This window comes from Streptomyces sp. NPDC057280, assembly GCF_042668605.1.
GTDB lineage: Bacteria > Actinomycetota > Actinomycetes > Streptomycetales > Streptomycetaceae > Streptomyces.
In genome coordinates this window covers 85,250-108,063 of the sequence record NZ_JBHUYR010000017.1, presented here as the reverse complement: position 1 = coordinate 108,063, position 22,814 = coordinate 85,250, and the positions used below count along the sequence as shown (strand labels likewise).

Here is a 22,814-nt window from a genome sequence, read left to right as displayed (position 1 = left end):
TCGACACCTCACCCGCCCAACCTGCACAACACCCAATCCCTGCAGGTCACAGCACCGAACAAAGCACCACAAAGGCCGAACCCAACCATCGCCAACACCCCGCAGCCACCCTCCCAACCGGAAAACCACCCACTCAACTTGCACAACCCCAGCCCACACACAACATCAAAACGCACCACCAACGGCAGACCAGAATGGATCGTCACTCCGTGACGATAGCCGGATCACTCCGTGATCCGGGAATCTGACCTTCGGTCAGATTCGTTCTGACGCCCCCTCCGGGCGCGTCAGAAGCAGCGACAAGAACGGGGCGGCTTTCCGGCCATCTTGAAGGTGTGTCAGTTTGGCTTAATCGATGAATTGTGGCCTGATCCGCTGTCCCCCGCCGTTTCTGGGTAGCGGATTGTAGTGAACTTCCTTGCGCTCTATAGGCGTCGGAAACATTCTGCTTATTGAGTGATCGATAGGCTGTGGCTGATTTTCCGGGAATGCTTCAAATCCCCATTCTCGTGGGCCCGTTTGGGAAATACAATTGGACTGCTCGGTAAGGCGGCAACCTCACCGGGTGAAACCTCTCAGACGACTGGAAGGAAAACAGAAAATGGCGAAGTTGAAGCCGATTTCTCCGGCACGGATCGCGGAGGCCCGTGAGGAGGCTTATGCGGTGCTGGCCCGTCTGATGGGCCGTCTGGCGCCGGGTGAGCATGTGGTGCGGCTGGGCGTGACCATGGACGGTGAGGAGAAGCCGCTGGCGGCGGTCCTCCGTGTGACCGTGGAGGGTGAGGGCGGCCTGGACGACCTCGTGGGCGCCGAGGAGAAGTACCTGGACAACATGGCCTTCCTGCTGATGGTCGGGCTGGCCCAGCCGTTGTCGTACGGCACGCTGTACCTGCGCTCCCCCGCGCCGGACGACCAGAGCGCGGCGTACGTCATCCGGGCCTGGCACCTGGCCTACTGCACGCTCAGCGAGTGCACCGCGTCGGAGGCGGCTGAGCTGATCGGCGAGCGTGAACCGGCGGTGTTCGTGGACGCGTTCGGGCTGCACAGCAGCGACGAGGACGACGAGGGTGAGGCGGTCTATCCGCCTGTGGCCTACACCGTCCTCTAGCGGCCCGTAGGTGGGCTGGGATGGCGACCTGGCCCCCGCCCTGCCCCCGTGTACCGCCGGGCACGGGGGCAGGGCGGGCGGGGATGTCGTTCAAGGAACTCGGCACCCCCACCCACGAACGACGCGGAGCGTCGTAGAGCAGCGAGGTAGGGGTGGCCCGTGTCAGCGGGCTGCCCCTACCTCGTGCATCGCGTAGCGATGCCACCGCCATCCTGTCCGGGCGCGGAGCTGCCCGGGTGTCCGCCGCGTAGCGGCGGCGCGTCGTGTCTGCGGAGCAGAGCGCGCGCAAAGAGGTGGGGGAAGTGGGAGCGGGAAATGCGCGGTGTCGTGGTTTCAGCGGCTCGTACTCTGCTGCGCTGCGCCCTATTTATTGCTGGGTTTTGCCTGCTGACGGGGAACGGCAGATCCGGTGGGTCGGCAAACCCGTGCCGGAACTCCCCGCCAGCAGGTGCCCTCTCAGACGGGCTCTCTCATCGTAGGGGAATGCTCCATCGTGCAGGGGCGGTGCGCGTCTTGAGCTGGGGTCGGAGGCGTTCCACTCGGTCATGCCCAGCCTCCGGGCGTCAGTTGTGTCCAGTGCTGGGCGCGGAGGCCCCGCCGACGCGCAACAGGAGGAACGGCGCCCCGATCCCCCGAGGCTCACCCCACCCGTCCCCGTCCTTCCCTTCTCCTTCTTGTTCTCGTGGGGGCGTGGGGGTGTGCAGAGGGGATGTCAGCGGGCTTACCAGGCTTGGTTGGCCGGTTGGCCTGGGGCGTTGGGGAGGCCGGCCGCCGGGGTGCGCAACTTCTAGCGCAACCTCTAGCGCAACGTCCTGGCGCAGCTTCTAGCGCAACCTGTAGCGCAACAGGGGTTCCGATCATGCAACATTAACACTATTATTTGAAGTACTGGGGGTCATCCCCCAGGAGGCTGCAAGGGATCAACGAAGGGGAGAACGTGGAGATCAAGATCTCTGACGGAATCGTCCGGCGGGTGCGCGGCGGCTCCGGTGCTCCGATGAACGCTCTGGCCATTCAGGCCCGGACGGTCGCGAACTTCCTGCCCCTGGCCTGCCAGCGGGCGGGTGCGGTGATCGTGCACAACTCCGATGCGCGCTACACCGGGATTCGGTTCGACACCAAGGTGGGCCCGGTTGTGCTGGAAATGCCGTCGGGTGACGGTCCTTACCGGCTCGTTCACGAGCTCCCCGAGCCGGACGAGATGGGACGTACGGAGGTGGAGATGCGGCGTTTTCCGCAGATCTACAAGCCGCGCGGGGTCGCGCACATCACGGCTGAGTTCCTCAGCTCTCGCGGATTTCTGAACTAGCCCGCAGAAGACCCTCTGAGGGGCGAGGGGAAAAGAACTCCCGCTGTCCTCTTCAGGGGTCACACAACGCGTGATCGGAAAAGAGGGGAACTGATCATGAAGCTTGTTTCGTGTGTGACCGGCGAGGAAATTCTGACGGGCCGTACCCTTCGGGTGCAATCGGGTGCGGACACCGGGCAGTCGTGGAAGTTCGAGAGGATCGCCGAGCGGGCCGACGGGATGCACCACGTCCATGTGTCGCGTCCGGGTGGGAAGTTGGGCCGGATTCACCGTGAGTTCCATCCCCGTGTTTTCGGGTGCGAGATCACGGTGGAGATCACGTGGCGCAGGAGCCTCGGCCACGCCGCCTGCCGGGCCTGGGCCAAGGCGGATGACTACCTGATGGCCGGGCTGTTCGCGCTGGTGCCTCTCGCGTTCTTCGAGCACTACCACTGGGCGGAAGACATCGTGGCCGTCCTCGGCCGCTAGAGGGGAAGACGGAGCGGCGCGGCGAGTGCGCTGCTTGCCGATCAGGGGATCCGGGGCGGTGAGCCTCGGGCCCGGGCTGGAGGGATCATGGAAGAGACGCAGATGATGAGCCGTACCGGTGAGCCGGTGACGCAGGCGGAGGGCGAGCAGGCTGCTTACGCGCTGCGGGAGTTGGCGGGAGCCGTGAGCGCGCCTGACGCCCTGGGGGTGTCTCAGGAGCAGTTGGACGTGGCGGTGCCGTTCTTCGTGCTGGGGTGGGCGATGGGGGTGCGCACCGGGCACACCGCCCCGGCGGTGGAGGGTGTCCCGGTCGACGGGGAGAGCGTCACGCGCGTGCTCGCCGGACTGCGGGCGGTGCAGGTCACGTCACAGTTCGCCGACCCTGCTCTGTGGCAGAAGGTGGACTATCACGGGAGTGTGACCCGGCGTCATGGCCAGTGGTGGGTCCAGGCGATCCATGTCCATGCCGATCCGTTCGGCGGTGAGCCGGAGGTGCGCTACGACCTGTGCGAGATGCGGGGTGTGGCGCCTGTGACGGTGGTGACGGGTGCGCGTCGTTCGAGTCTGACGCCGTTACCGGCATTCCGCGTGGCGGGGTGAGTGTGCTGGTCAGGGGTGGGTTCACCCACCCCTAAAACACACTATTATTGAATGTGTTGGGGGGTGGTGACCCGCCCCCCGGTCCCGCAGAAGCCAACGCCGAAGGGGGAACGACCAGTGGAAGCGCAGGGAGCCCGGCGCATGTGGCCGGAGGTCAGGAAATACGTCGAGAGCGTCGACGCCGCCCAGGCAGCATGCAGCGCGGCCGTGGCAGCGGCGGAGGAGAAGTACCCGGGGCGGTTCGGATACGACGAGGAGGCACGCCGCCAGGCCCTCGCCTTCAACCAGGAGGCCGACGCGGCCCAGACTGCATACCAGGACGCCCTAGAAGGCGCCTGGGACGGCCTGAAGGCGTCCGGCGACCCGCTGGTGAAGTGGATCGCCGAGAACTGCGATGACTACCGGGAGCAGGCGCGGCAGGTGCTCACCGCCCTGCCCGCCACGGTCGGCGAGCTGGATGATCTGGCGGACGAGAAGGACTGGTGCACCGTCTGGGACGACTTCCGCCAGCGGGCGATCGAGGCCGGGGTCATGCCCGGCGTCACCCCGCCGAGCCCAGCCCGCAGGGCCGTCTTCGAGCGGATCGATGAGGAAAGCTGCTGCCACTTGGGCCCCAGGGCCCGGCGGCATATCGACAAGGCCCTCGACGCCCTGATCAAGGAAGCCCTCACCGCCACCTCGGCCACCACCAAGCCGCAGTCCACGTAACCGCACCACCGAGCCGCCGCGCCCTGCACCCCCTCCTCAGCAGGGCGCGGCCCCACCAGCCAGACCCGCCGGCCACTGACCAGCCGACCGACCCCTGCTCCCCCGCTACCGGCGCCGGACGGCAGAGCACGGCAGCCGCGAGGGGCCGCCGCGCGCATGGTGTGACCGCGGACCGGCAGGCCGCGGGCCGCGGGCCACCCTACGGGCTGACGCCCACCGCCCCGCGTGACCGCATGGGCGAGCGGTGGGCCGAAGCCGTCAGCCGCGAGCAGGCCCGGTCCGAACCGGCCCGTTCAGCACCGGCGGTACCCGGGTCCGGCAGTTCAGAGGGGGGTTCACACCCCATCAGAACACACTATTATTGAGTTTGCTGCAGGGCGGTGGCTCCGCCCCCCGACCCCGCAGCAACCCACAGCGAAGGGGAACACCGCATGACTCAGCAGTTCGCCGAACGCGCCACGAACGTCGCCCCCGCCGGCGCCCGCAACGCCGACCTGTCCGACCTGGTCCACATCCTGGAGGACAGCCAGCGCCGCAAGCTCGACGTCGTCGCCCCCGCCTCCGCGCTGCGGATGCGTGAGGGCAACGTGCACGTCGAGGGCGTGGAGTCCCAGCTCACGCCCAGCGGCGTCACGCAGGTGGACGGCATCTACCGGCCGACCGCCGTTGCCGACGAAGGAATCTCCGACAAGCTCCGCATTCCGCTGGCCTACCTGCGGCGGATGCGGGCGGAGAACGTCCAGCTGCTGGACGAGAACGTCAACGCGTGGCTGCGCGAGGAGCCCGAGCGCCGTTTCATGCTCCGCGCGTTCCGGGGCGAGGACGGTCCCGGCATGGCCGGTGAGGGTGTGGCCCGTGCGCTGCTGTCCGACAGCTACAAGCTGATGGACAACCTCGACATGCTGCTCGCCGCCCTCGACGGGGTGCAGCAGTCCGGACACCCCACCCGCATCACCGGATGCGACCTGAGCGACCGGCGGATGTATGTGCGGGTGGAGTCGGAAGCGGTCGCGGTCCAGGCCCGCACCCTGCTGCGCGGCTACCGCTCCCCGTTCGACGGCCGCAGCGGCGAACAACTCCCCATGATCTCCGCCGGGTTCGTCATCACCAACAGCGAAGTCGGCGCCGGGGCCTACACCATCACCCCGCGCGCGGTCATCCAGGTCTGCCGCAACGGCCTCACCCAGACCCACGACGTCATGCGCGCCGTGCACCTCGGAGGCAAGCAGGACGAGGGAGTGGTGTCCTGGTCCGGCCAGACCCAGCGCAAAACGCTGGAACTGATCACATCCAAGACCACCGACGCCGTGACCACGTTCCTGTCCCGCGAGTACGTCGAGGCCAAGGTGCATGAGATGGAGGCCGCCGCCGGTCGGACGCTTCAGGAGCCGACGAAGACCATCGAGTACGTCACCAAGACACTCAGCATCGGCACCGAGACGAAGGACCGCATCCTCGCCCACTTCATCCGGGGCGGGCAGATGACGGCCGGGGGCGTGATGCAGGCCATCACGTCGACCGCGCAGACCCTCACCGACGCCGACCAGGCCGCCACCCTCGAAGCCCTCGCCGTCCCCGCCCTGACGGCCGCCGCCGCACACGGCTGAGAAGACCCCCGTGCGGGCCGGGCAACTCCCCCAACCCGGCCCGCACGGGCCCCACCGGCCCACGAGCACGGAGCGCGCGACCCCACCCCGCAAGGAGCGCGGAGCGCGCCACCCCAGCCCCTGCCGCGCAGCAGCAGCGCGACGCGTCGGCGGAGCCGACCGCGCGCAGAACCCATGAGCAATCGTCAAGACTTGTGGATTGGGTCGTCTGGTTTGCGGTGCGTCAGTTCGCTCCTGGCCATGAGGGGCAGTGCCAGGTGGAGCCGTCCCACTCGATGAGGAAGGGCTGCGCGTGGGGCAGGGGCGTGCCCCAGACCGCGGCTCCGAGGGTGCAGAGCTGGCCGAGCGCGACCGTGAGGCTGGCGACGTGGCCGATGACGGCGACGGTCTCGCCCCGGTGCTGCTCGGCGATGGTCTGGAACGCCTTGCCCATGCGGGCCGTGACCGCGAAGCCGGTTTCACCGTCACCGACCTGCTGTGTCAGGTCGTTGTTGACCACCCAGGAGCGAAGCACGTCTGCGGTCTGCCGTCGAACGGCCGGATCGCTGCTTCCCTCGTGCCTGCCGATGCCGACCTCCACGAGGTCGGGCAGGGCCTGGACGTCAACGCGGGCTGCAGTGGCCAGCGGCTGGGCGGTCTGCCGTGCGCGCAAGGCCGAGCTGGAGTAGACCGCGCCGATCCGCTCGCCGGCCAGAGTCCGGGCCGCGAGAGCGGCCTGCTCATGGCCCCGCTCGGTCAGCGGAGCGCTCGGCACGGCCCCGGCGACGTTGTCCGTGACGTTCTGCGACTCGCCGTGGCGAAGGCACCACACCCGGACCCGCACGCTCATGCCGCCAGCTCCTCTCGCTCGACCAGGACGCCGTTCTCGAACTTCGCACCGGCCCGGACCAGGGGGACGAGATGGGCTCCGGTGATCGCGCGCCATCGGGTCTGAGCGGACTCCACCAGCTTGAACACCATCGCCAGGGCCGCAGAGGGGCTGCCCGCGCCCCGGGTGACCTTCGTCCGCAGCTTGACCGTGGAGAACGTGGACTCGATGGGGTTGGTGGTCCGCAGGTGGACCCAATGCTCGGCCGGGAAGTCGTAGAACGCCAGCAACTCGTCCTGGTCATCGGTGATCTTCGCGACCGCCTTGGGCCACTTCGCACCGTAGGTGCGGGCGAACGCCTCGACCGCTCGCTCGGCGTGGCTGCGGCTTTCGGCGTTGTAGATCTCCTGCAGCGCCTTCGCCGCGCCCGGCTGTGCGGACTTCGGCAGGCAGTTCGCGACATTACGGGCCTTGTGGACCCAGCATCTTTGCTGCCGCGCGGCGGGGAACACCTCGGCGAGGGCCTTCCACAGGCCCATTGCGCCGTCGCCGATGACCAGTTCCGGATCGCGCATGCCGCGTCGGCGGCAGTCCCGCAACAGGTCGGCCCATGATTCGGCGGACTCCCGCAGGCCCTCCGCCAGCGCGATCAGCTCCTTGGTGCCGTCCAGACGGACGCCGAGCAGGACCAGGACGCGCGAGTGCGCCTGCCCGAGACGGACCTTCGGATGCACCCCGTCCGCCCACACGTAGACGAAGTCCCGGTCCGACAGGTCCCGGTCCTGGAAGGCGACGTGGTCGTCCTGCCACTGCCTGGTCAGCCGGGTGATAGTCGCGGGCGACAGGCCGGCCGTGCCGCCGAGGAACTGTTCCAGCGCGGGCACGAAGTCCCCGGACGACAGTCCGTGCAGGTAGAGGAGCGGCAGTACTTCCGAGATCTTCGGCGACTTGCGGCACCACGGCGCCAGGATCTGCGAGGAGAACCGCTTGCGCTCGCCGGTGGCGTCGTCGACGCGGCGGTCGTTCACCCGCGGGGCTTTCACCTCGACTGGGCCCGCCGCCGTGATGACGGTCCGCGGTCGGTGGTGGCCATTGCGGACCACCAGGCGGTGCCCGCGCTCGTCGGTCTCGGCCGCCAACTCGGCTATGTACTGGTTGACTTCCGCCTCCAGCGCGGCGGCGAGCATCCGGCGGGCGCCTTCGCGGACGATCTCGTCGATCAGGGAGCCTGACTGGGTGGAGCCGTCGTCGGTGACTACGCTGAGCACGGGCGTGCCCTCCCGACCCGCGCTGCGAACGCGGGCCTACTCGGTGACCATCACAGGATCATTCGGGAAGGTACGCCCTCCGCGTCCCTCCCGGGGCTGATCCACAAGTCCCAAGCATTGCTCCAGACCCATACCCATTGGCGCCCACGGACGCAGTGCGCCGGCCTCCGTCGCCCACCACCCCGCCCCATCCCGGAAGGAGTCCTCATGTCTGTGCGCGCAGCCGGACGCCGCGGTGCCGGCAAGCACCGCCCACCGCCCCCGACGCCCAGTTCCCTCACGAAGCCAGCAGCCCACCGCCCCCGTCCACGGGCCTCGACAGCCCGCCCGCACGACCAACACCGCAGTGCTGTAGCTCAGTTGGCAGAGCGCGGATCTTATAAGTCCTGAGGTCGCGGGTTCGAACCCCGCCAGCACTACTCCCACACCACCGCACACGACCGCAATGGAGATCCCCGCACCACGGTTCGAGGTACTGGGCGACCCGCGCAGTTACTGCCCGGCGCCCTGAGGGCGAACGGCCATCTACACAACGCCGACGCCGCCCCGTTCACGCCCAGGACCTGCGAGGCCGAGACCTCCGCGCCCGCAAGGACACCCAGGGCGACAGCGCACACCTTGCGCCCAACCCCCGCGGACCTCACAGCGCTCGACCAGACCGTCGCCCACGCACACCCCCGCCCTGTACTGACCGCCCCACCCCATAAGGAGCCCTCATGCCCGCACGCCCAGCACTCACCCATCCTGGAGACGAGGCCATCGAGGCCGCCATGAGCCGCACCCTCACCGCCCTGTCCGCCGTGCTCCAGACACTCGGCGACGGCGAGCACACACTGAACCTGGTCGCCGAGCGAACCGACCACGCCTTCGTCACCGGCCGAACCGATCTCTCCATCGGCATACAGCCGCTGCGCCTGGCCGTCCTGGACGACAACGCATTCTGCACCTTCCGCATGCTGCTGGTGTTCGCGCTGGAGGCCAGCACCATGCGCAGCACCGTCCTGATCGCCACCACCGCCGCCGAGCCCCGCCCCCGCGCATGCGGCTGGGCTGTGCAGGACGGATGGCTCCACCCCCTGGACACCGACGGCCTCCAAGCCGCCGTCGTTCCCTGCCCCGACCCCGTGGCCGTAGAACGCGAGGTCCACCCCGCCCCCGTCCTCCCCCAGCTCCCCGACACCGACGAGGAGAACCCCCATGACTGAACCGCAGCTCCCCCGGCCCGGCAACGCCGCCACGACATCCGCCATGGGCCACGCCCTGCACGCACTGACCGCCCTGCTCCCCGCCCTCGGCACAGGCGAACACGAACTCGCCCTCTCGGCCGAACGCACCGACGGAACGGAAATGAACGCCGACCTCACCGTGTCCATCGAACCGGGCACCTGCCGTGTGGAGAGCTCCGCCGAACAGTACGTGCGGTTCTTCGTGCTCCTGACGTTCGCCCTGGAGAACAGCACCGTGGCTGACGCCGTCCTCATCGCCACCATCGCCACCAACACCGGCCAACGCGCATGCGGATGGGACATACGCGACGGCTGGCTCCACCCCATCAACCCCGCCGACCTGCGCGAGGCCCTCTCCCCCCTCCCGCAGGATGACGCCGCGCCGTTCAGTGTCTGCCACGCCCCCACCCTGCACCGCCCCCACTGACCCGCCGAGGAGCGCTCATGAGCGAGAAGCCCGCCCTCACAGCAGACGGCTACTGCAGCCCACCCTCTACCCAAAGTTCTGAACCACGGAAGTCGACGAGTGACGGCCGGGTGACCAACAATCATGCGGTGGCACACTGATCGTCGTGGCCAACTCCTACGCGCAGCCCGTCTTGAGAACGGCGGACATCTCAGAAGCACTGCGCATCGTTGAGAGACTGCTGGCAATCGCCGACCTGACAGACCTGGAAGTCGATTTCGATACGCGCATCTCCTCGCCCCGCTCTCTCTCGCAGCTGCTGGCCCTGCTGCCGAACGCTGCATGGTGGGCTGTCGGGGACAGGGACGGCGCCTCTGACACAGGGAATGATCCTTCGGCCTGCCTGCCCGTCTGGCTGCGAAGCTGGGCTGAGAGACCAGAGACCGTGAGGCCGTTCCTCGAAGCGGTGGGCGACAGCCCGGCGACGGCCCGGTGGGACTTCAACGCCTGGCCCGAGGCCCCAGAGATAGGTCTGGGAGCGGGAGGCACCCGCGGCGCGTTCGTCACCCTGTGCGTGCATGCCCGCGACCTCGATCTGCAAGACCCAGCAGCCGATCACACGGTGTTCATCCACGCCAAACAAGTGGAGGCCGAACGCATACCGTGGCTGGCCACCCAAGTCGACCTGCAGGTGATCGGTGACCTCGTGATGGCACCATACTGAACACCCGTCAAAAAGCTCTGGTGCAACATCGGTCCACACCCCCAAAACCGCCCACCGCCCCTGCGCCCACCCCCCTTCCCCGACCGCAGGGGCGGCACGCCCCCTCAACCCACCCCGTCCAGCCCCGAGGAACCACAGCCCACGACCAGCCCGACCTGACCACCGACACGACGCCCGCCAGCCCCGTACACCCCACCGCCAGCCGGCGAGAAGGACGCCATGGTGTTCAAGGTGGGCGGGGCGATGCGCGGCACCGGCACCCCTAACCGCTGGGACCAGTTCACCGCCGTCCGCGCCTGTCGTCGCCCCGTGAACGCCTACACGACCACCGCCCCCGACGAAGACCTCCCGCGGCCCAGGCGCAGCCACACCGGCCACCGCAACAGCCTGACCCTCTCCCGCGACCACGCCGACCGCCGCCACGTCCCGGTCCAGCCGCTGTTGTCGTGTCGCACTGACGGTTGAGTGTTCCCACTGAACCTTGGCAGCCTGCGGCAGGGGCCAGGCTCAAGAGCCGTGAGCTACGAAGCCCGTTCCCGAACCGATCCTCCCGCGGGAGCCGACAGGCTACCGACGGCGCGCCACCAGCGGCGTGACAGCAGCGCGGCGAGAGCGGCCCCGGCGGTGTTGAGCAGCACGTCGTCCACGGATGACACCCGGTCCAGTCGCAGCACGTACTGCGCCGTCTCGACCAGGACCGAGCAGCCGGCCCCGAGTGCCACAACCCGCCGCATTGATGCCAGCGGTGCGAACCGCAGCGGGACGAGGAACCCCAGCGGCGCGAACACCAGCAGATTGCCGACGACCTGCCCCGCGTCCATCGCCAGCAGGTCCCGCAGCGGCAGCAGACTCACGACCGCCCGGCCCTCGTCGCCCGGCAGCAGGATCAGCCAGACCGGTGGCACCGTCCCGTAGACAATGCCCACCTCAGCGAGCGACATGCGCCACGCTCTCGCCGCCATGACACCGACGAGCCTCCGCCGACGGGCCAGGACCCACACCGCACACGCGGCGAACGGCAGCGCAGCCACCGTCAGGAACACCACCCCCGTGAACGTGCCGACCCAATGCCCCCCGTCCAGTCGCACCCTGCCCCCTCCGCCCGCATGCCACCGGCAGTCTCACCGGTGACACATATCGCCAGCGTATGAAAACCGCGCCCCCGGCCTCCTGCGCTACCTCACCCGACCTGGTCCGCCGCCTACCACCAAGCCGAAGCAACCCGCCTGTCCGTGCAGCAGTGACTGAGCGTTGCGAGCCGGGAGGTGGCTGCCAAGCGGGTCAGGACTGGATGTGATCCGGCCCTACGAGGTTAGGGTGCTGATTCACGAACCGGGGAGAGCTGACGTGCACGACAGACCGCGGGTAGAGGGACCCCTCGATGTCCTGCGTGCCGAGCTGGCAGTCGAGCGATCGGCGAAGACCGAGTTGACCACGCGGGCTGCATGGCTGGCCTTCATGCGGTTCGCGCGCCAGCGCTTTGCCACCGCGCCCACCCCCGACTCAGACGGCTTGCTCTTCCAGTACGGCACGTACGCCTTCAGCGGGCGTCCGATGTTCACGGTGGACCTCACGCGACAGTTCGACATCAACGACGACGGTGGTGAGCACGACCACTACGTACAGATTCACTGCGAACTCCGCTACGAGTGCGAACCCGCCCTGGACGCTCTGGGAAGCTTCAACTCCTGGTTCTTCCACGACGCCGACACGGACCTCGACGAGTGGCTCGCCGCCATGGAAGGGCACCTAGAGCTGTTGCTTGCTCGTGTGCCCTCCGAGATCCATGCCTACGAGGAGCCGGTCTAGGACGTCACGCAAGCAGCACTCGTTGACGCGAGAGGTCAAACGGGCGCGGCCGAACATCTGACGCTTCAGCATCTTGACCCGATGGACATGCCCTTCGACGACCCCGGAGTTCCAGGGCAGGGTCACGCCGGCAACGACGGCATCAACGTCTCGGTCGATGCCCGCAGCGAGAGTGCGGAAACTGGGAAGGTCGCCCTGCCGAACGAGACCACCATGACCGCACCCCCGGATCGGGGCCACCGCCCACAGCGCCCGCCACGTGGCCGGCGAAATCACCCGGTGCCTGTATCCCCTGCACACCGAAGCCGCGCTGCTCGCCGCCCCCGAATCAGGGCAGGACTGCTGCACCGCAAGCGCGAAGCTCCGCCCGCCCGGGCCGAGGCTGGTCTGTACGGTGCCGATGAGGGCAACCTCGCGGCCGTCCATCGCTATCCCGCCTTGGCGAACTCGACGAAGGCCGCCCAGGTCGTCAGCTGGACGGCCAGCAAGCCGCCACGGGGCGCCTTCGTGTCCCGCACCATCACCATGGTCGGGTCGTTGTCGGCTACTTCAACGCAGTTCTCTGTACCCGTGTAGGTGCTTGTCCGCCAGTTCGGGGTCACAGGCTGCACGGTGTTCTCCTAGTCGCTCGGTAGCTGATCGAAGTACTGGGTGGCGGTGAGGATGAGGTCACGGACGGCGGTGCCGTAGACCGCGGACTGTTTCAACAGGGCGAAGGCCTTGGCATACAGGTCGATCTCTCGGGGTTGAGTGACGGAGAACTCGGCCGAGTAGGTCTCCACCAGGATGAGCTTGTCGTCGAACATCGAGAAGCCGTGGCCAAGCCAGATCTGTGTCGCGGCGGCTCGGGGGACGACGCCGAGGCTGACGCGGGGCAATCCCATCAAGGCCAGTAGGCGGTCGAGTTGGGCCTTCATCACTTCCGGTCCGCCGACGTTGGAGTACAGGGCTTGCTCGCCCAGGAGGACGTTGTAGATCCGGTTGCCCTCGTAGAGGTATCGCTGGCGTTCGAGCCGCTTGCCGACGGCAGCCTCGGTGTCGTTGGGGAACTCAAGGAACCGGACGGCTTGTTGGAAGATCTCAGCGGCGTAGTCCGCCGTCTGGAAGGTGCCCCAGATGAGGTTGGGGTGCCAGATCCGGAAGACCTTGGTTCGGGCGTACACAGGCAAGGACTTCTTCTGCCTGGTCGCGGCGCCCGTCTGAACCTGCCGGCGCCACTCCAGCCACAGCTCGTCGATGTGGCGCACGGTGGCGACCAGGTCAGGGATGTGCTCCTCCTGCCGGGTCGCCGTACACCAGGCCCGGATGTCCTGCTCGCTGGCGTTCTGCTTACCGTGCTCCAGTCGGGAGACCTTCGATTCCTGCCACCCGAGGGCGCGGGCCAATGCCCGGCCGCTGGTGAATCCGGCGTCTTTCCGGAAACCGCGCAGCCGGGCTCCCAATGCCTCGCGTGTTTCTTGTGCTTGGTTGCTCACGGATGGTTCAGGGCTTGTACTCGCGGTGCGGGGTGGCCAGGCTCCAGAGCAGGTCCCGGATGCGGACGCACGCGGCAACGACCGCCGGAGCCTCGATCAGCTCCGAGCCGAGCACGCGGCCGCCGGCGTCAAAGTGGCCGACGGCCAGGAGGCGGTCGTCGAACAGCCACCAGTCGTTACCGCCCATGGGGAGGACCAGCTCGTCGGGAAGAACGTGACGGGGCAGCCACCGGATGTCCTCGCCGGCCTCTTCGTTGTGCGTGGTCGCGCTGTGCTCCCACTGGATGTACGGCGTGTGCGGCTCGGTAACGACCCGTACGCGCCGGACGGTCCTGCCCTCGCTGGTGACCCGTTTGATGAGCTGCATCCACGGCTCCATGTACGAGTAATCGACGGGCTCGCCGCGCAGCCAGCTCTCGTAGGGGCCGTCCTCGTCCGGGATGGAGTAGTCGTCCCTCAGCTCCAGGTGGAAGGCGTCGGACGTGAAGGTCTCAAAGAGCTGGTTGCGCTTGGCGCTGGAGATCAGCTCCACGCGGTTCCTCCAGTAGGGCGGTGATCGCGGTCTTGGGGACTTCGACCACGGTCTCGTAGTCCGGAATCTCCATCTGGGACCGGGCCTCGGGGTCGGTCACCTGCGTGCCCTGGACGACGTAGGTGCCGCCGGGCGTGAGGATCATGATCGGGTCCTCGAGGCGCTTGAATGCGCCGACCGTCAGTCCGTCCTCCTTCAGGAACTCGAACAGTTCCGTCGGCACCTCTACAGCCGTCTGCCCTTCGGGGACGTCGAGCTGCATCAGCAGGTCGTTGGCGAAGATCTTCCAGCCCTGCACGAGGTAGGTGTCCCGGTCCGTGGCGTACAGGGTGGGGCAGTCGCCCACGGTGGAGTTCTTACCAAGGAACCGTAGCTTCATGGCGCTCTCCCTGTCTGCTGCCTTGCGCTTGTTTGCGCGATATCCCGATGGTCGAGGGCCCGTTCGAGCCCGTCAATCGGCTTTCTGCAAACTCGCGCAATCTTCTTGGGGGTTGGACGGAAGCCGCCCTACGGTCGTCTCGAACCCAAGTCCGCAGGCAGCGTCGAGGGGAGAAGTGTGGTGGCGAGCGTGACCGAGGAACCGAAGGCCAGCGTCGACAGCTTGCCCATCGATGTGGAGCTGCTCTCGGACACCACAGATGACGTGCTGAGGATGGAGCTGAGCACGTCGACCCGAGAGGACATCGACTTCAAAACGACGAGGGTCGTTGGTCTCCTGAGCTTGCTCCTGGCCGAAGACCTGGGCGCTGATGACGATGACGAAGTCATGGACCTGTTCCGCCGGGCGTACAAGCTGTTGGAGCTGACCAACCGCCCCAGCAGACAGACGCCGAGTTTCACAGCCTTCTTCTTCATGCGCGACGTAGCGCACCTCACCCGGCGTCTGATGTGGGTCTACGCCGAGACGAGCGGAGGGGTGCCGCAATGAAGGACAGAAGGCTGCCTGGCGTGGGGGACGAGGTCGAGTACCAGCCCGGATGCCGCGCGATCGTGACGGACGTCAGCCACGGCGTGCCCATCCTCCGGGCTGCGGCCCGTTCCGAGTGGCCGGCCGACAAACCAGACCAGCTCGTGGTGACACGGACTCGCCAAGAGCGCATCGAGGCCGGGGCATGACCCCTCGCCCGTGGGTCCAGGACCATGTCTGCTCTGCCGCCGCCCCGATCAGCTCCTGATCAGCTCCTGATCTTCATGGGCCCAGTCGAGGCAGGCGGCGTGCCGGCCCCTCCCTTCGCGTGTGGCGACTGCTGCGCTTGGTGTCGCCACGTCGTCTGCTCCTACAACCAGCGGCGGGACGCGCGTCCTGCCGTATAGCTTCCGCTCCGGCTTGGTTCCGCTGTGCGAGCCGGGGTGGGGCTTAAGCCCCAGGAGGTATTGGATGCACCAGCTGATCGTCAGCCCGTTCTTGGACGGCTACCTGGCCGTCCGGCCCGGCAGCGCCACCTGTGTGCGCTTGCCGGCCGAGCGCTACGAGGACTTACAGCACCGTGCCCGGACGGACGACCACGTACCTGACTGGCTGGCGACCACCGCCGCCGAAGCCTGGGGCCTCGATCTGGACGGTCGGAACGCCGGTTCGGCGCTCCTGGTACGCGAACCGACCGAGTTCGGATTTGCCCGGGCGAGTTGGGAAATCAACCTCTACTGCAACTTCGGCTGCAAGCACTGCTACCTCGGCGAACGCCCTCTGGCCGGCCTCAGCTGGGAAGACAAGGTCAAGCTCATCGACATCTTCCGCGACGCCGGGGTGCTGTGGCTGCAGATAACGGGCGGTGAACCCACGCTCGACCCCGACTTCGAGGGCGCGTACCGGTACGCCCACCGCCAGGGCATGATGCTCACGGTCTCCACCAACGCCTCGCGCCTGTGGAAGCCCGACCTGCTGCGACTGTTCCGTGACTGCCCGCCCTATCGCGTCGTCGTCAGCATGTACGGCGCCACCAAGGAATCGTTCGACGCCCTCACCCAGCGCACGGGCGCCTGGAAGAACTTCAACAAGGGCATGGCCGCGGCCCGCAACGCCGGTCTGCCCCTGCGGGTCTCCGTCGTAGTCACCGAGGACAACGCTCACGAGGTCGACGCCATGGTGGCCCTCGTCCAAAGCTGGGGCCTCGATCACCACGTCTACACCAACATGCAGCCGACCTTCTCCGGCACCGGCGAGCCCCTGCTCGTCCAGTCCAGCGAGCACCTGCGTCAGCGACCGGTCTTCCAGGGCTGCAACGCCGGCGTGACCTTCTTCCACGCCGACCCCCACGCCAAGGTCTCGATCTGCAAGATCGGCCGTGATGACCAGATCGACCTCATGGCCGAAGGCCTCGACGGTCTTCGCCGACTCGGAGCAATCTCCGACCGGCTGATGCTTCGCACCGGTGGCTGCTCGGGCTGTTCGCTCTCCGGCTCCTGCCGGGTGTGCCGACCGCTCGCGAAGGTCTACCAGGAGGCGAAGGCACCACTGCACACCTACTGCCAGCACACCTACACCAAGGAGACGGTGCACGCATGAATCCCGTACCCGTCGAGATCCTCACCAGCCGCCCGCCACTCGTCCGCCCGACCGTGTCCGCCACGCTCGTCGCCACCACCGCGGTCGTCATCGAAAGGGACGCTGATGCCCTGATGGAGGGCAGCGCCTGCTCCTGCGCGGCCGGCGACGACAACCCGAACTGACCCTTCCGCTCCCCCGTGCTCAGGTCCTGGCGCCATCGCGTCAGGGCCTGAGCCTTCGAGTACGAGATGAGTACCTTAAGCACATGCGATTCCGCTGGGACTGGCTTCGTCCAGTGCTGCTGGCGCCCTACGTGCCAACCATCGGCCCCGTCCATCCGTCCGTCCTGACCGAGGACCTGTTCACGGACACCCTGATCGCGGCCTCCACCGAGCGCTGGTTCCTGCGCTACGACAAGGACATCCGCTGGTCCGACAGCAAGGACGAGACCATCCTTGTCCCAGACATCGCCCACCAGCCCAGCCAGACGCTCATTCCCACGCTGTCCCGACGCGGCGCCGGCATGGTCAAGGTCCACCTCTACGGCACCGAGCCCGCCAGCCTGCTCACGGCGACCGAACTGGCCCAGAAGCTGGCCGCCGAACATGGGGCAGCGACGGCACGGATCGTGCGCTTCCTCGGCCCGGAAGTTGCGGTCGGGCGCGGTACGCGCATCCAGCTCCAGGACTTCAGGACAGCCGTCTGCCCACCTCCTGATGGCCCTGTCCGTCTCTTCCATGAGTGGCCGGCCACCGTACAAGACACCTTCGCCAGCTTCGCCGAACGGATGGCCGCGGACGGCTTCGCCTTCCTCCACCAGCAGATGCAGGCAGGAACCGTAGGGCCCGTTTTCATCACCGCCGTGAAGGGCCGGGTGGCCGGCGCCATCGGTCCTATGGAGATCCGCCCCGACGCGATCGGCGTCCCTCAGCTGATGCCGCAGTACTTCGGCGTCCTCCAGGAACACCGCGGTCAAGGGCTGGGACGCCTGCTGTGGCGCGCCGCCATGTACTGGGGACAGGCCAACGGCGCCGCGTACCAACTCCTCCAGACCGAAGTCGCAGGCGCCTCAGATCGTCTATGCCGGTCCGAAGGATTGAACTCCCTCGGCTTCACGTACTGGCAGACCGCCTGACCTGCATCCAAGCCACAGGGGCCGCGTGATGCCAGATCACATACCCCCGAGTATCCGCGATCCAAGACCCGCGGGTTCCAGCCTCGATCTCGCTGCAGCCGCCCGCGACCACGGCCTGCTGCCGCTCCTGGGCGAGGCGAACGAGCTATACCAGCAAGGCCTCAAGGAACTACACCGGGACATCGCAGCACGTCTCGTCGGGCTGGCCACCGCGGGCCTGATGACCGCTGCGGAGACGACCGGCATGCCCTGTGATGCATCCAAGGACCGCGCCGAGGTGATCCTGCTACTAGCGCGGACCGAGTGGGAGATGACGCCCGCCGCCCTGAAGTACACGCAGATGGCCGAGACAGCTGCGCGCAACGGCACCTGCCTTATCCCCGAAGAACAGGCGGGACGCCGCCAGGGCGGCAACCGGGGAAGAATCGAGTCGCAGGCTGGACCCCTCCCAACACTTCTGCCATAATTTGTTTTGTGAGCCGGGCTGGCCGGCGCACTGCCGACAGGAGGGACGGTTGTGCCATGACCGCGCACCGTGAGCCTCGCCTGGCCGACGCTGCCCAGATCGCGGCCGAACACGGCCTGACCCCCGCCCGGATCAGCAGCCTGTACACCAGCCGCGAGCAGAACACGGCCAGCCAGACCTTTCCCGAACCCGTCGCCACCCGCGGCCGCGCCCGGCTGTGGGACCACGCCGAGGTCACCGAGTGGTTCACCCACCGCATCCCGACCCGGCTGCAGGGGTACAAGCCGCCCGCCCGTGATCCGCAGGAGCTGCTCAACGCGGCCGAGGCCTCCCGGTTCCTCGGCTATAAGAACCCCAACCAGGTCACCACCTTCGTCCGCGACCACCCCGGCTACTTCCCCGAGCCGGACATCGTCGAGGAACTCGGCACGGCTGAGAATCCCTACCGCCGGCAGCAGTGGCGCGTTCAGACGCTGCTGGACTGGCTTCAGAGCCGGCCCGGCCGCGGACGCCGCGCCGGTACCAAGCCTGCACCGCCCCTCCCCGAGGTTCCCGTCGACGGCGACCCCGACGAGCTCCTGGGCGCGAGCGAGGCGGCCGCCCTGCTCGGCTACAAGAGCCTCAGCTCCTTCTCCAGCAGTCTGTCCCAGGGCAACCTTCCGCTGCTCAAGACCACCGACGGCATCGCCGAGAACGCCGGCCGCCAAAACGGGCGCCGACGCTGGACACGGCGGCGCATCCTTGAGCAGGCCGCCCAGCGGTCCAGGAGGTAGGACCCGGCGGTGAGCGGCTCTCCGCGCACCGCGCCGTGAACGCGACAGCCGGTTCTGGGTTGGTCTCTTGCGGGCCGTCTGTCGCCCGAGGGCCGGCATGGCGTGGCTTCGCCACCACGCCCTGCAGCAACAGAAGCTGCTGCGGACCGGCCCTCTTCTTCTTTTCCACCCGCCGGAACGGACGGCTCACAGCCGGCCGCCCAGCCCCCGACCATGGCCCCGACCACGAGGCCGTTGTTGAGCCGTGACCTTGGTCGGGGTTCCGTGGTCGGGGTCCTGGTCGGGGCCCGAAGGTTGGCTGCCTCTATGACCCATTCCCTTCCAGGTGTTCCGGCCGCCGAACCGGCGCCCGGCCCGGCTGAACCCCTGCGCCTGCAGGTCCTGACCGCGCTCGCCCTGCACCGCATGGCCACCACCGGCCAACTACGGCAGATGCTCCGGCCCGACAGCCCCCGCCAACTCATCTCCCGCGTGCTGAACAAACTGCGCTCCGCAGGCTTCGTCGACCTCACCCCGCTGCAGGAACCAGACCGATCGCGGACACACGCCTGGTACCTCACCCCCGACGGGGCACGGCTCACCCGTGACCTCCCCCTCCTGCGCGGCCGGCCGCCCTACCCCATCACCTCCACCACCGCAGCATCGCTGAAGACGCCGCACACACTGTGCGTCGTCCGCGCCCACCTCCCCTTCGCAGCCGACGCCCGCCGCCTCGGACACGAACACGGGCCCTGGGACTGGACCCCCGAAGTAGCCCACTCCATCGGCGAGGGGGCACGGCTCGTCGCCGACGCCGTCCTGCACTACACCCATGTCGACAGCGAACACCGGCGCAAGCTGCGCGCCTTTGTGGAAGTCGACCGCACGACTATGAGCAGCGAGCGCCTGGCTGTGAAGCTGATCGAGTACGCCAGGCTGTTCCAGTACGAAGCCCAGTCTGTGGGCCGCCGCCGACCCGTCTCTACCGGCCCGGCGTGGCTGCGCTGGTACCCCGTCTTCCCCCGCGTGCTGTTCGTACTCACCGGCGCCTCCCGAGCAAGGCTGACGGACCGCATCAGCGACCTGCAGGCCATGACCGCCCAACACCCGCTCGTCGCAGCCCTCGCCCGGGAGGTACCACTGGGCGCCGCCGTTCTCGAGGACATCGAACAACACGGACCGACCACACCGGTCTGGACACCACTCGCCGGAGGCGAACCCCGACCTTGGACCGAGCTGTGACCAGAACTACCCGCAACTCCCGGAGGTACTCAGCGGTGATCAGGCCGTGGCGATACCAACAGGCGATCCCTGTCGAGCGGGACGTGTCAGGAGTTCGCCCTGTCCCGGTCAACAACGTAGAGAACGTTGAGTGGAAGGACGCTGGGGCGCCGTCTACCGTCCGGGCCTCCTTCGCGCCCAGCCCAGGCCGAGCACGACCACGGCACCGTCACCCCTGCCGAGATCGCGATGACCCCCCACCAGGGCGGTTCGCCTTCCACATCTCACCTCCGCCAGATCAACGTGCTCCGAGCATGACGTCGAGCCCCGGACTTCCGGTTCCACGGACACTCAACGTCCCGGGGCACACGCTCAACTCTCGTGATCTGTCTCAGGCCCGAAGATCCTTGACCATGACCGCGTACACCGGGGAATCGGCGAACGGCTGCTGCTCCCCGACCTTTGCATAACCCCATGTCTCGTAAAGCGCCTGCACCTTGGGGTGGGTGACGTCGACCAGCAAGACGGCGAGGTCTTCCGTGCGCTCCTTCAAGAGCAACTCGTGCAGCCGCTCTGAGATGCCCTGCTTGCGCCACCGGGGGCGCACCATCACCTCGGACACGGCATACGTGGATGTGTAGCCACTCGACGGCTCGTAGCCGGTGGAGCGCGGGACTGTCAAACGAGTGGTGTAACTGGGTAGTTGGGGTTACTGACGGGCCGCCGACAGGCGGCCGTCGAAGGTGATGTCGAAAGCGTTCAGGGCGGTCTTCCAGCGCATGGTCCAGCGGGCCTGGCCTTTGCCGGTGGGGTCGAGGGACATGATCGCCATGTAGACGCATTTCAACGCGGCTTGCTCGTTGGGGAAGTGTCCACGGGTTTTCACCGCCCGACGGATCCGCGCGTTCACCGACTCGATCGCGTTCGTCGTGCAGACGATGCGCCGGATCTCGGTGTCGAACCGCAGGAACGGGGTGAACTCCTCCCAGGCGTTCTCCCACAGTTTCACGATCGCCGGATACTTCCTGCCCCATGCATCGGCAAACTCGGCGAACCGGTCCAGGGCGGCTTCTTCGGTCGGCGCCGTGTAGACCGGCTTGAGAAGACGCGCGATCTTGTCCCAGTCCTGGCGGGCGGCATAGCGGAAGGAGTTCCGCAGCAGATGCACGACGCAGACTCCCCCTGTCAACCTTCCGGGTTGTGGATCACGAGGCGTGTGTTGTTTCGGAAGGGGCTGCCGGCATGCCAAAGAGCCGAGGGTCGGTGGCGTGATCGTCCCGCGGCTTCGGTCAGACGGCGCAGGAGGCCTTCAGGCTGTCAGATCGGCCTCCGTGCGGTTGCTGAGGTGGAGGTCGGGGTTGTAGAGGGTGTGGTCCTGCCAGCAACGCCAGAGGACGCGGACCCAGCGGGTGCCGAGACCGCGGATAGCGGGGTTGTGAGGCTGACGGCGGGCCCTGGCCTCCTCGTATGCCTCACGCACCCAAGGGACTTCGCGAGCCATATTGAAGACCCACCAGTCCACTGCGTGGCGCATTCGCTTGTTGGCCGCATAGCGGAAGCGGACTTGCCGGGTGCGACCGGAGGAACGGGTGACCGGGGCAACTCCGGTCTCGGCCATGAGCGCGGCCGGGGTGGGGAAACGATCGCGGTCCTCGCCCATCTCGGCCAGCAGAGTTGCCGCGCAGGAGCGCCCCATGCAAGGGAAACTGAGGAAGATCGGCGCGTCTGTGTGGGTGGCCAGGAGTTCATCGATCCGTTTGTTAAGGATGCGGATGTGGTCGTTGAGCAGGGCGAGTTGCTCGGCGAAGAGCACGGCGGTCAGTTGCTTGCCGGCGACCGTGCCCGGGGCTGCGGTCAGCAGGTGCGTACGCAGTCGTTCCACCAGCACTTCGGGACGAGTGCGCCCGGAGTAACCGTGACGGCCGGTGAACGCCTTCATCCGCTCAGGGCCGACGCGGCGGGCCTGCTCAGGGGTGGGGTAGTCCTGCAGGAACGCGAGGCTGATGTCGCGGTCGAGGGAGGAGAACAGGTGTAGCACGGCGGGGTGGTAGGACTCGAGGATGGCTCGGAGCTGGTTCTCCAGGTCGCGCTGGTTCCAGATGACGCGTTCGCGGTCGCGGATGACGGCCCGCAGCTCGGCCAGGGCCGGTGAGGCGACCGGCAGTGGCCGCCAGTGCCGGTATTCGTGACGGAGGCTGTCGGCCAGGACGAACGCGTCGAAGGCATCGTCCTTCTTCGGTGCCATCCGGTAGCGTTCCCGCGCTCGCGCGGAGATCTTCGGTGAGACGCAGTAGAGGGTGTGACCTGCGGCTTGAAGACGCTCGACCAGCAGGCCCTCGCCTCGTTCGATGGCTATCCCGGCCAGTGGTGCGTGGCGGCGCAGGTGTCCGTCCAGACGCTCGAGGCCGTCAGCAGTGTGCGCGTAGCGCCTTTGGTGCACGACCTGGCCGGCCTCGTCCACGAGGCAGAGCTGCTGATGGGCGTTGCCCCAGTCGATGCCGGCGAACACCCCGGCTGGATCTGCAGTGTTGGTGGGTAACGAGTGGTCCATGGGTTCCGTCCTGTCGGTCCAGGTCACCGACCGGGCGGCCCCGCTGGTACCTCATCTCGGCGCTCGAAGCGCGACTCCCGCTGGCCAGTTCGCGGCCCGCCTCCAGCGGGAGGGACAGGTCTGCATGGGGGCCTCGAAGGCAACGCGTCTGCA

26 protein-coding genes, 1 tRNA gene and 2 pseudogenes are annotated in these 22,814 nt (G+C 67.7%); 19 read left to right on the top strand and 10 right to left on the bottom strand.

What is annotated here, in order from left to right; genetic code table 11:
* The first annotated feature begins 601 nt into the window (after positions 1 to 601).
* The 6 genes from ACFUO4_RS44380 to ACFUO4_RS44355 all read left to right on the top strand — a co-directional run bounded on the left by ACFUO4_RS44380 (position 602) and on the right by ACFUO4_RS44355 (position 5,800).
* Positions 602 to 1,108 carry a hypothetical protein gene (locus ACFUO4_RS44380; protein ID WP_383496667.1) on the top strand — a complete coding sequence of 169 codons (507 nt, stop codon included), beginning with the start codon at positions 602 to 604 and terminating at the stop codon, positions 1,106 to 1,108.
* A gap of 937 nt (positions 1,109 to 2,045) precedes the next feature.
* Positions 2,046 to 2,417 (top strand): hypothetical protein, encoded by a 372-nt coding sequence (locus ACFUO4_RS44375; protein WP_383496664.1) that lies wholly within the window; start codon positions 2,046 to 2,048, stop codon positions 2,415 to 2,417.
* Between the two features lie 114 nt (positions 2,418 to 2,531).
* Positions 2,532 to 2,885 carry a hypothetical protein gene (locus tag ACFUO4_RS44370; RefSeq protein ID WP_383496661.1) on the top strand — a complete coding sequence of 118 codons (354 nt, stop codon included), beginning with the start codon at positions 2,532 to 2,534 and terminating at the stop codon, positions 2,883 to 2,885.
* Positions 2,886 to 2,972: 87 nt separating this feature from the next.
* The gene (locus tag ACFUO4_RS44365) at positions 2,973 to 3,485 is read left to right on the top strand and encodes a hypothetical protein (protein WP_383496658.1); all 513 of its coding nucleotides are present in this window, start codon (positions 2,973 to 2,975) and stop codon (positions 3,483 to 3,485) included.
* Between the two features lie 141 nt (positions 3,486 to 3,626).
* Positions 3,627 to 4,193 (top strand): hypothetical protein, encoded by a 567-nt coding sequence (locus ACFUO4_RS44360; RefSeq protein WP_383496655.1) that lies wholly within the window; start codon positions 3,627 to 3,629, stop codon positions 4,191 to 4,193.
* A gap of 431 nt (positions 4,194 to 4,624) precedes the next feature.
* Positions 4,625 to 5,800: a DUF932 domain-containing protein gene (locus ACFUO4_RS44355; protein ID WP_383496652.1), complete on the top strand. Its 1,176-nt coding sequence runs from the start codon at positions 4,625 to 4,627 to the stop codon at positions 5,798 to 5,800.
* Positions 5,801 to 6,023: 223 nt separating this feature from the next.
* On the opposite strand, the gene ACFUO4_RS44350 is transcribed toward ACFUO4_RS44355, so the two are convergent.
* Both ACFUO4_RS44350 and ACFUO4_RS44345 read right to left on the bottom strand, forming a co-directional pair.
* The gene (locus ACFUO4_RS44350) at positions 6,024 to 6,629 is read right to left on the bottom strand and encodes a histidine phosphatase family protein (protein ID WP_383496593.1); all 606 of its coding nucleotides are present in this window, start codon (positions 6,627 to 6,629) and stop codon (positions 6,024 to 6,026) included.
* A complete protein-coding gene (locus ACFUO4_RS44345; protein ID WP_383496649.1) occupies positions 6,626 to 7,876 on the bottom strand; it encodes an IS256 family transposase in 1,251 nt (416 codons plus the stop codon). The genes ACFUO4_RS44350 and ACFUO4_RS44345 overlap by 4 nt, the downstream gene beginning before the upstream one ends.
* Positions 7,877 to 8,221: 345 nt before the next feature.
* Here ACFUO4_RS44345 and ACFUO4_RS44340 point away from each other — a divergent pair.
* From ACFUO4_RS44340 to ACFUO4_RS44320, 5 genes are all read left to right on the top strand, one after another.
* Positions 8,222 to 8,295, top strand: a tRNA-Ile gene (locus ACFUO4_RS44340).
* 297 nt (positions 8,296 to 8,592) lie between these two features.
* The gene (locus tag ACFUO4_RS44335; RefSeq protein WP_383496646.1) at positions 8,593 to 9,081 is read left to right on the top strand and encodes a hypothetical protein; all 489 of its coding nucleotides are present in this window, start codon (positions 8,593 to 8,595) and stop codon (positions 9,079 to 9,081) included.
* Complete coding sequence (locus ACFUO4_RS44330) at positions 9,074 to 9,529, top strand: hypothetical protein (protein WP_383496643.1); 456 nt, start codon at positions 9,074 to 9,076, stop codon at positions 9,527 to 9,529. The genes ACFUO4_RS44335 and ACFUO4_RS44330 overlap by 8 nt, the downstream gene beginning before the upstream one ends.
* A 145-nt stretch (positions 9,530 to 9,674) precedes the next feature.
* On the top strand, positions 9,675 to 10,232 hold the full coding sequence (locus tag ACFUO4_RS44325; RefSeq protein WP_383496640.1) for a hypothetical protein: 558 nt from the start codon (positions 9,675 to 9,677) through the stop codon (positions 10,230 to 10,232).
* 219 nt (positions 10,233 to 10,451) lie between these two features.
* Entirely contained in the window at positions 10,452 to 10,697 is a 246-nt protein-coding gene (locus ACFUO4_RS44320) for a hypothetical protein (RefSeq protein ID WP_383496637.1), read from the top strand.
* A 56-nt stretch (positions 10,698 to 10,753) separates the two neighbouring features.
* Here ACFUO4_RS44320 and ACFUO4_RS44315 read toward each other — a convergent pair whose 3' ends face one another.
* Positions 10,754 to 11,320: a VanZ family protein gene (locus ACFUO4_RS44315; RefSeq protein WP_383496635.1), complete on the bottom strand. Its 567-nt coding sequence runs from the start codon at positions 11,318 to 11,320 to the stop codon at positions 10,754 to 10,756.
* Between the two features lie 205 nt (positions 11,321 to 11,525).
* On the opposite strand from ACFUO4_RS44315, the gene ACFUO4_RS44310 reads away from it, so the two are divergent.
* Positions 11,526 to 12,041 carry a hypothetical protein gene (locus ACFUO4_RS44310; RefSeq protein WP_383496632.1) on the top strand — a complete coding sequence of 172 codons (516 nt, stop codon included), beginning with the start codon at positions 11,526 to 11,528 and terminating at the stop codon, positions 12,039 to 12,041.
* A gap of 428 nt (positions 12,042 to 12,469) precedes the next feature.
* On the opposite strand, the gene ACFUO4_RS44305 is transcribed toward ACFUO4_RS44310, so the two are convergent.
* The 4 genes from ACFUO4_RS44305 to ACFUO4_RS44290 are packed head-to-tail and all read right to left on the bottom strand — an operon-like array spanning position 12,470 to position 14,427.
* Positions 12,470 to 12,652, bottom strand: a complete 183-nt coding sequence (locus ACFUO4_RS44305; RefSeq protein ID WP_383496629.1) for a DUF397 domain-containing protein — start codon at positions 12,650 to 12,652, stop codon at positions 12,470 to 12,472.
* Positions 12,653 to 12,661: 9 nt separating this feature from the next.
* Positions 12,662 to 13,516, bottom strand: a complete 855-nt coding sequence (locus tag ACFUO4_RS44300) for a helix-turn-helix domain-containing protein (RefSeq protein WP_383496625.1) — start codon at positions 13,514 to 13,516, stop codon at positions 12,662 to 12,664.
* Positions 13,517 to 13,523: 7 nt separating this feature from the next.
* Positions 13,524 to 14,048: a DUF6879 family protein gene (locus ACFUO4_RS44295; RefSeq protein ID WP_383496622.1), complete on the bottom strand. Its 525-nt coding sequence runs from the start codon at positions 14,046 to 14,048 to the stop codon at positions 13,524 to 13,526.
* Positions 14,008 to 14,427, bottom strand: coding sequence for a hypothetical protein (locus ACFUO4_RS44290; RefSeq protein WP_383496620.1), 420 nt, complete (start codon positions 14,425 to 14,427; stop codon positions 14,008 to 14,010). Before ACFUO4_RS44290 ends, ACFUO4_RS44295 begins: the two co-directional genes overlap by 41 nt.
* Before the next feature lie 189 nt (positions 14,428 to 14,616).
* Between ACFUO4_RS44290 and ACFUO4_RS44285 the strand changes: the two genes are divergently transcribed.
* The 7 genes from ACFUO4_RS44285 (at position 14,617) to ACFUO4_RS44255 (ending at position 20,131) form a co-directional block, all read left to right on the top strand.
* Entirely contained in the window at positions 14,617 to 14,976 is a 360-nt protein-coding gene (locus ACFUO4_RS44285) for a hypothetical protein (protein WP_383496617.1), read from the top strand.
* 450 nt (positions 14,977 to 15,426) lie between these two features.
* On the top strand, positions 15,427 to 16,554 hold the full coding sequence (locus ACFUO4_RS44280; RefSeq protein ID WP_383496614.1) for a radical SAM protein: 1,128 nt from the start codon (positions 15,427 to 15,429) through the stop codon (positions 16,552 to 16,554).
* Complete coding sequence (locus ACFUO4_RS44275) at positions 16,551 to 16,718, top strand: hypothetical protein (protein WP_383496611.1); 168 nt, start codon at positions 16,551 to 16,553, stop codon at positions 16,716 to 16,718. The genes ACFUO4_RS44280 and ACFUO4_RS44275 overlap by 4 nt, the downstream gene beginning before the upstream one ends.
* Before the next feature lie 83 nt (positions 16,719 to 16,801).
* Entirely contained in the window at positions 16,802 to 17,671 is an 870-nt protein-coding gene (locus ACFUO4_RS44270) for a GNAT family N-acetyltransferase (RefSeq protein ID WP_383496608.1), read from the top strand.
* A 28-nt stretch (positions 17,672 to 17,699) separates the two neighbouring features.
* A complete protein-coding gene (locus ACFUO4_RS44265) occupies positions 17,700 to 18,137 on the top strand; it encodes a hypothetical protein (protein ID WP_383496605.1) in 438 nt (145 codons plus the stop codon).
* 56 nt (positions 18,138 to 18,193) lie between these two features.
* Positions 18,194 to 18,910 carry a hypothetical protein gene (locus ACFUO4_RS44260; protein ID WP_383496602.1) on the top strand — a complete coding sequence of 239 codons (717 nt, stop codon included), beginning with the start codon at positions 18,194 to 18,196 and terminating at the stop codon, positions 18,908 to 18,910.
* Positions 18,911 to 19,216: 306 nt separating this feature from the next.
* On the top strand, positions 19,217 to 20,131 hold the full coding sequence (locus tag ACFUO4_RS44255) for a replication-relaxation family protein (RefSeq protein WP_383496599.1): 915 nt from the start codon (positions 19,217 to 19,219) through the stop codon (positions 20,129 to 20,131).
* 370 nt (positions 20,132 to 20,501) lie between these two features.
* Here ACFUO4_RS44255 and ACFUO4_RS44250 read toward each other — a convergent pair.
* The 3 genes and pseudogenes from ACFUO4_RS44250 to ACFUO4_RS44240 all read right to left on the bottom strand — a co-directional run.
* A pseudogene (locus tag ACFUO4_RS44250) lies at positions 20,502 to 20,780 on the bottom strand (GNAT family N-acetyltransferase); the annotation flags it as partial.
* A gap of 39 nt (positions 20,781 to 20,819) precedes the next feature.
* A pseudogene (locus ACFUO4_RS44245) lies at positions 20,820 to 21,284 on the bottom strand (transposase); the annotation flags it as partial.
* Between the two features lie 135 nt (positions 21,285 to 21,419).
* A complete protein-coding gene (locus ACFUO4_RS44240; RefSeq protein WP_383496596.1) occupies positions 21,420 to 22,688 on the bottom strand; it encodes an IS110 family transposase in 1,269 nt (422 codons plus the stop codon).
* Positions 22,689 to 22,814: the final 126 nt, after the last annotated feature.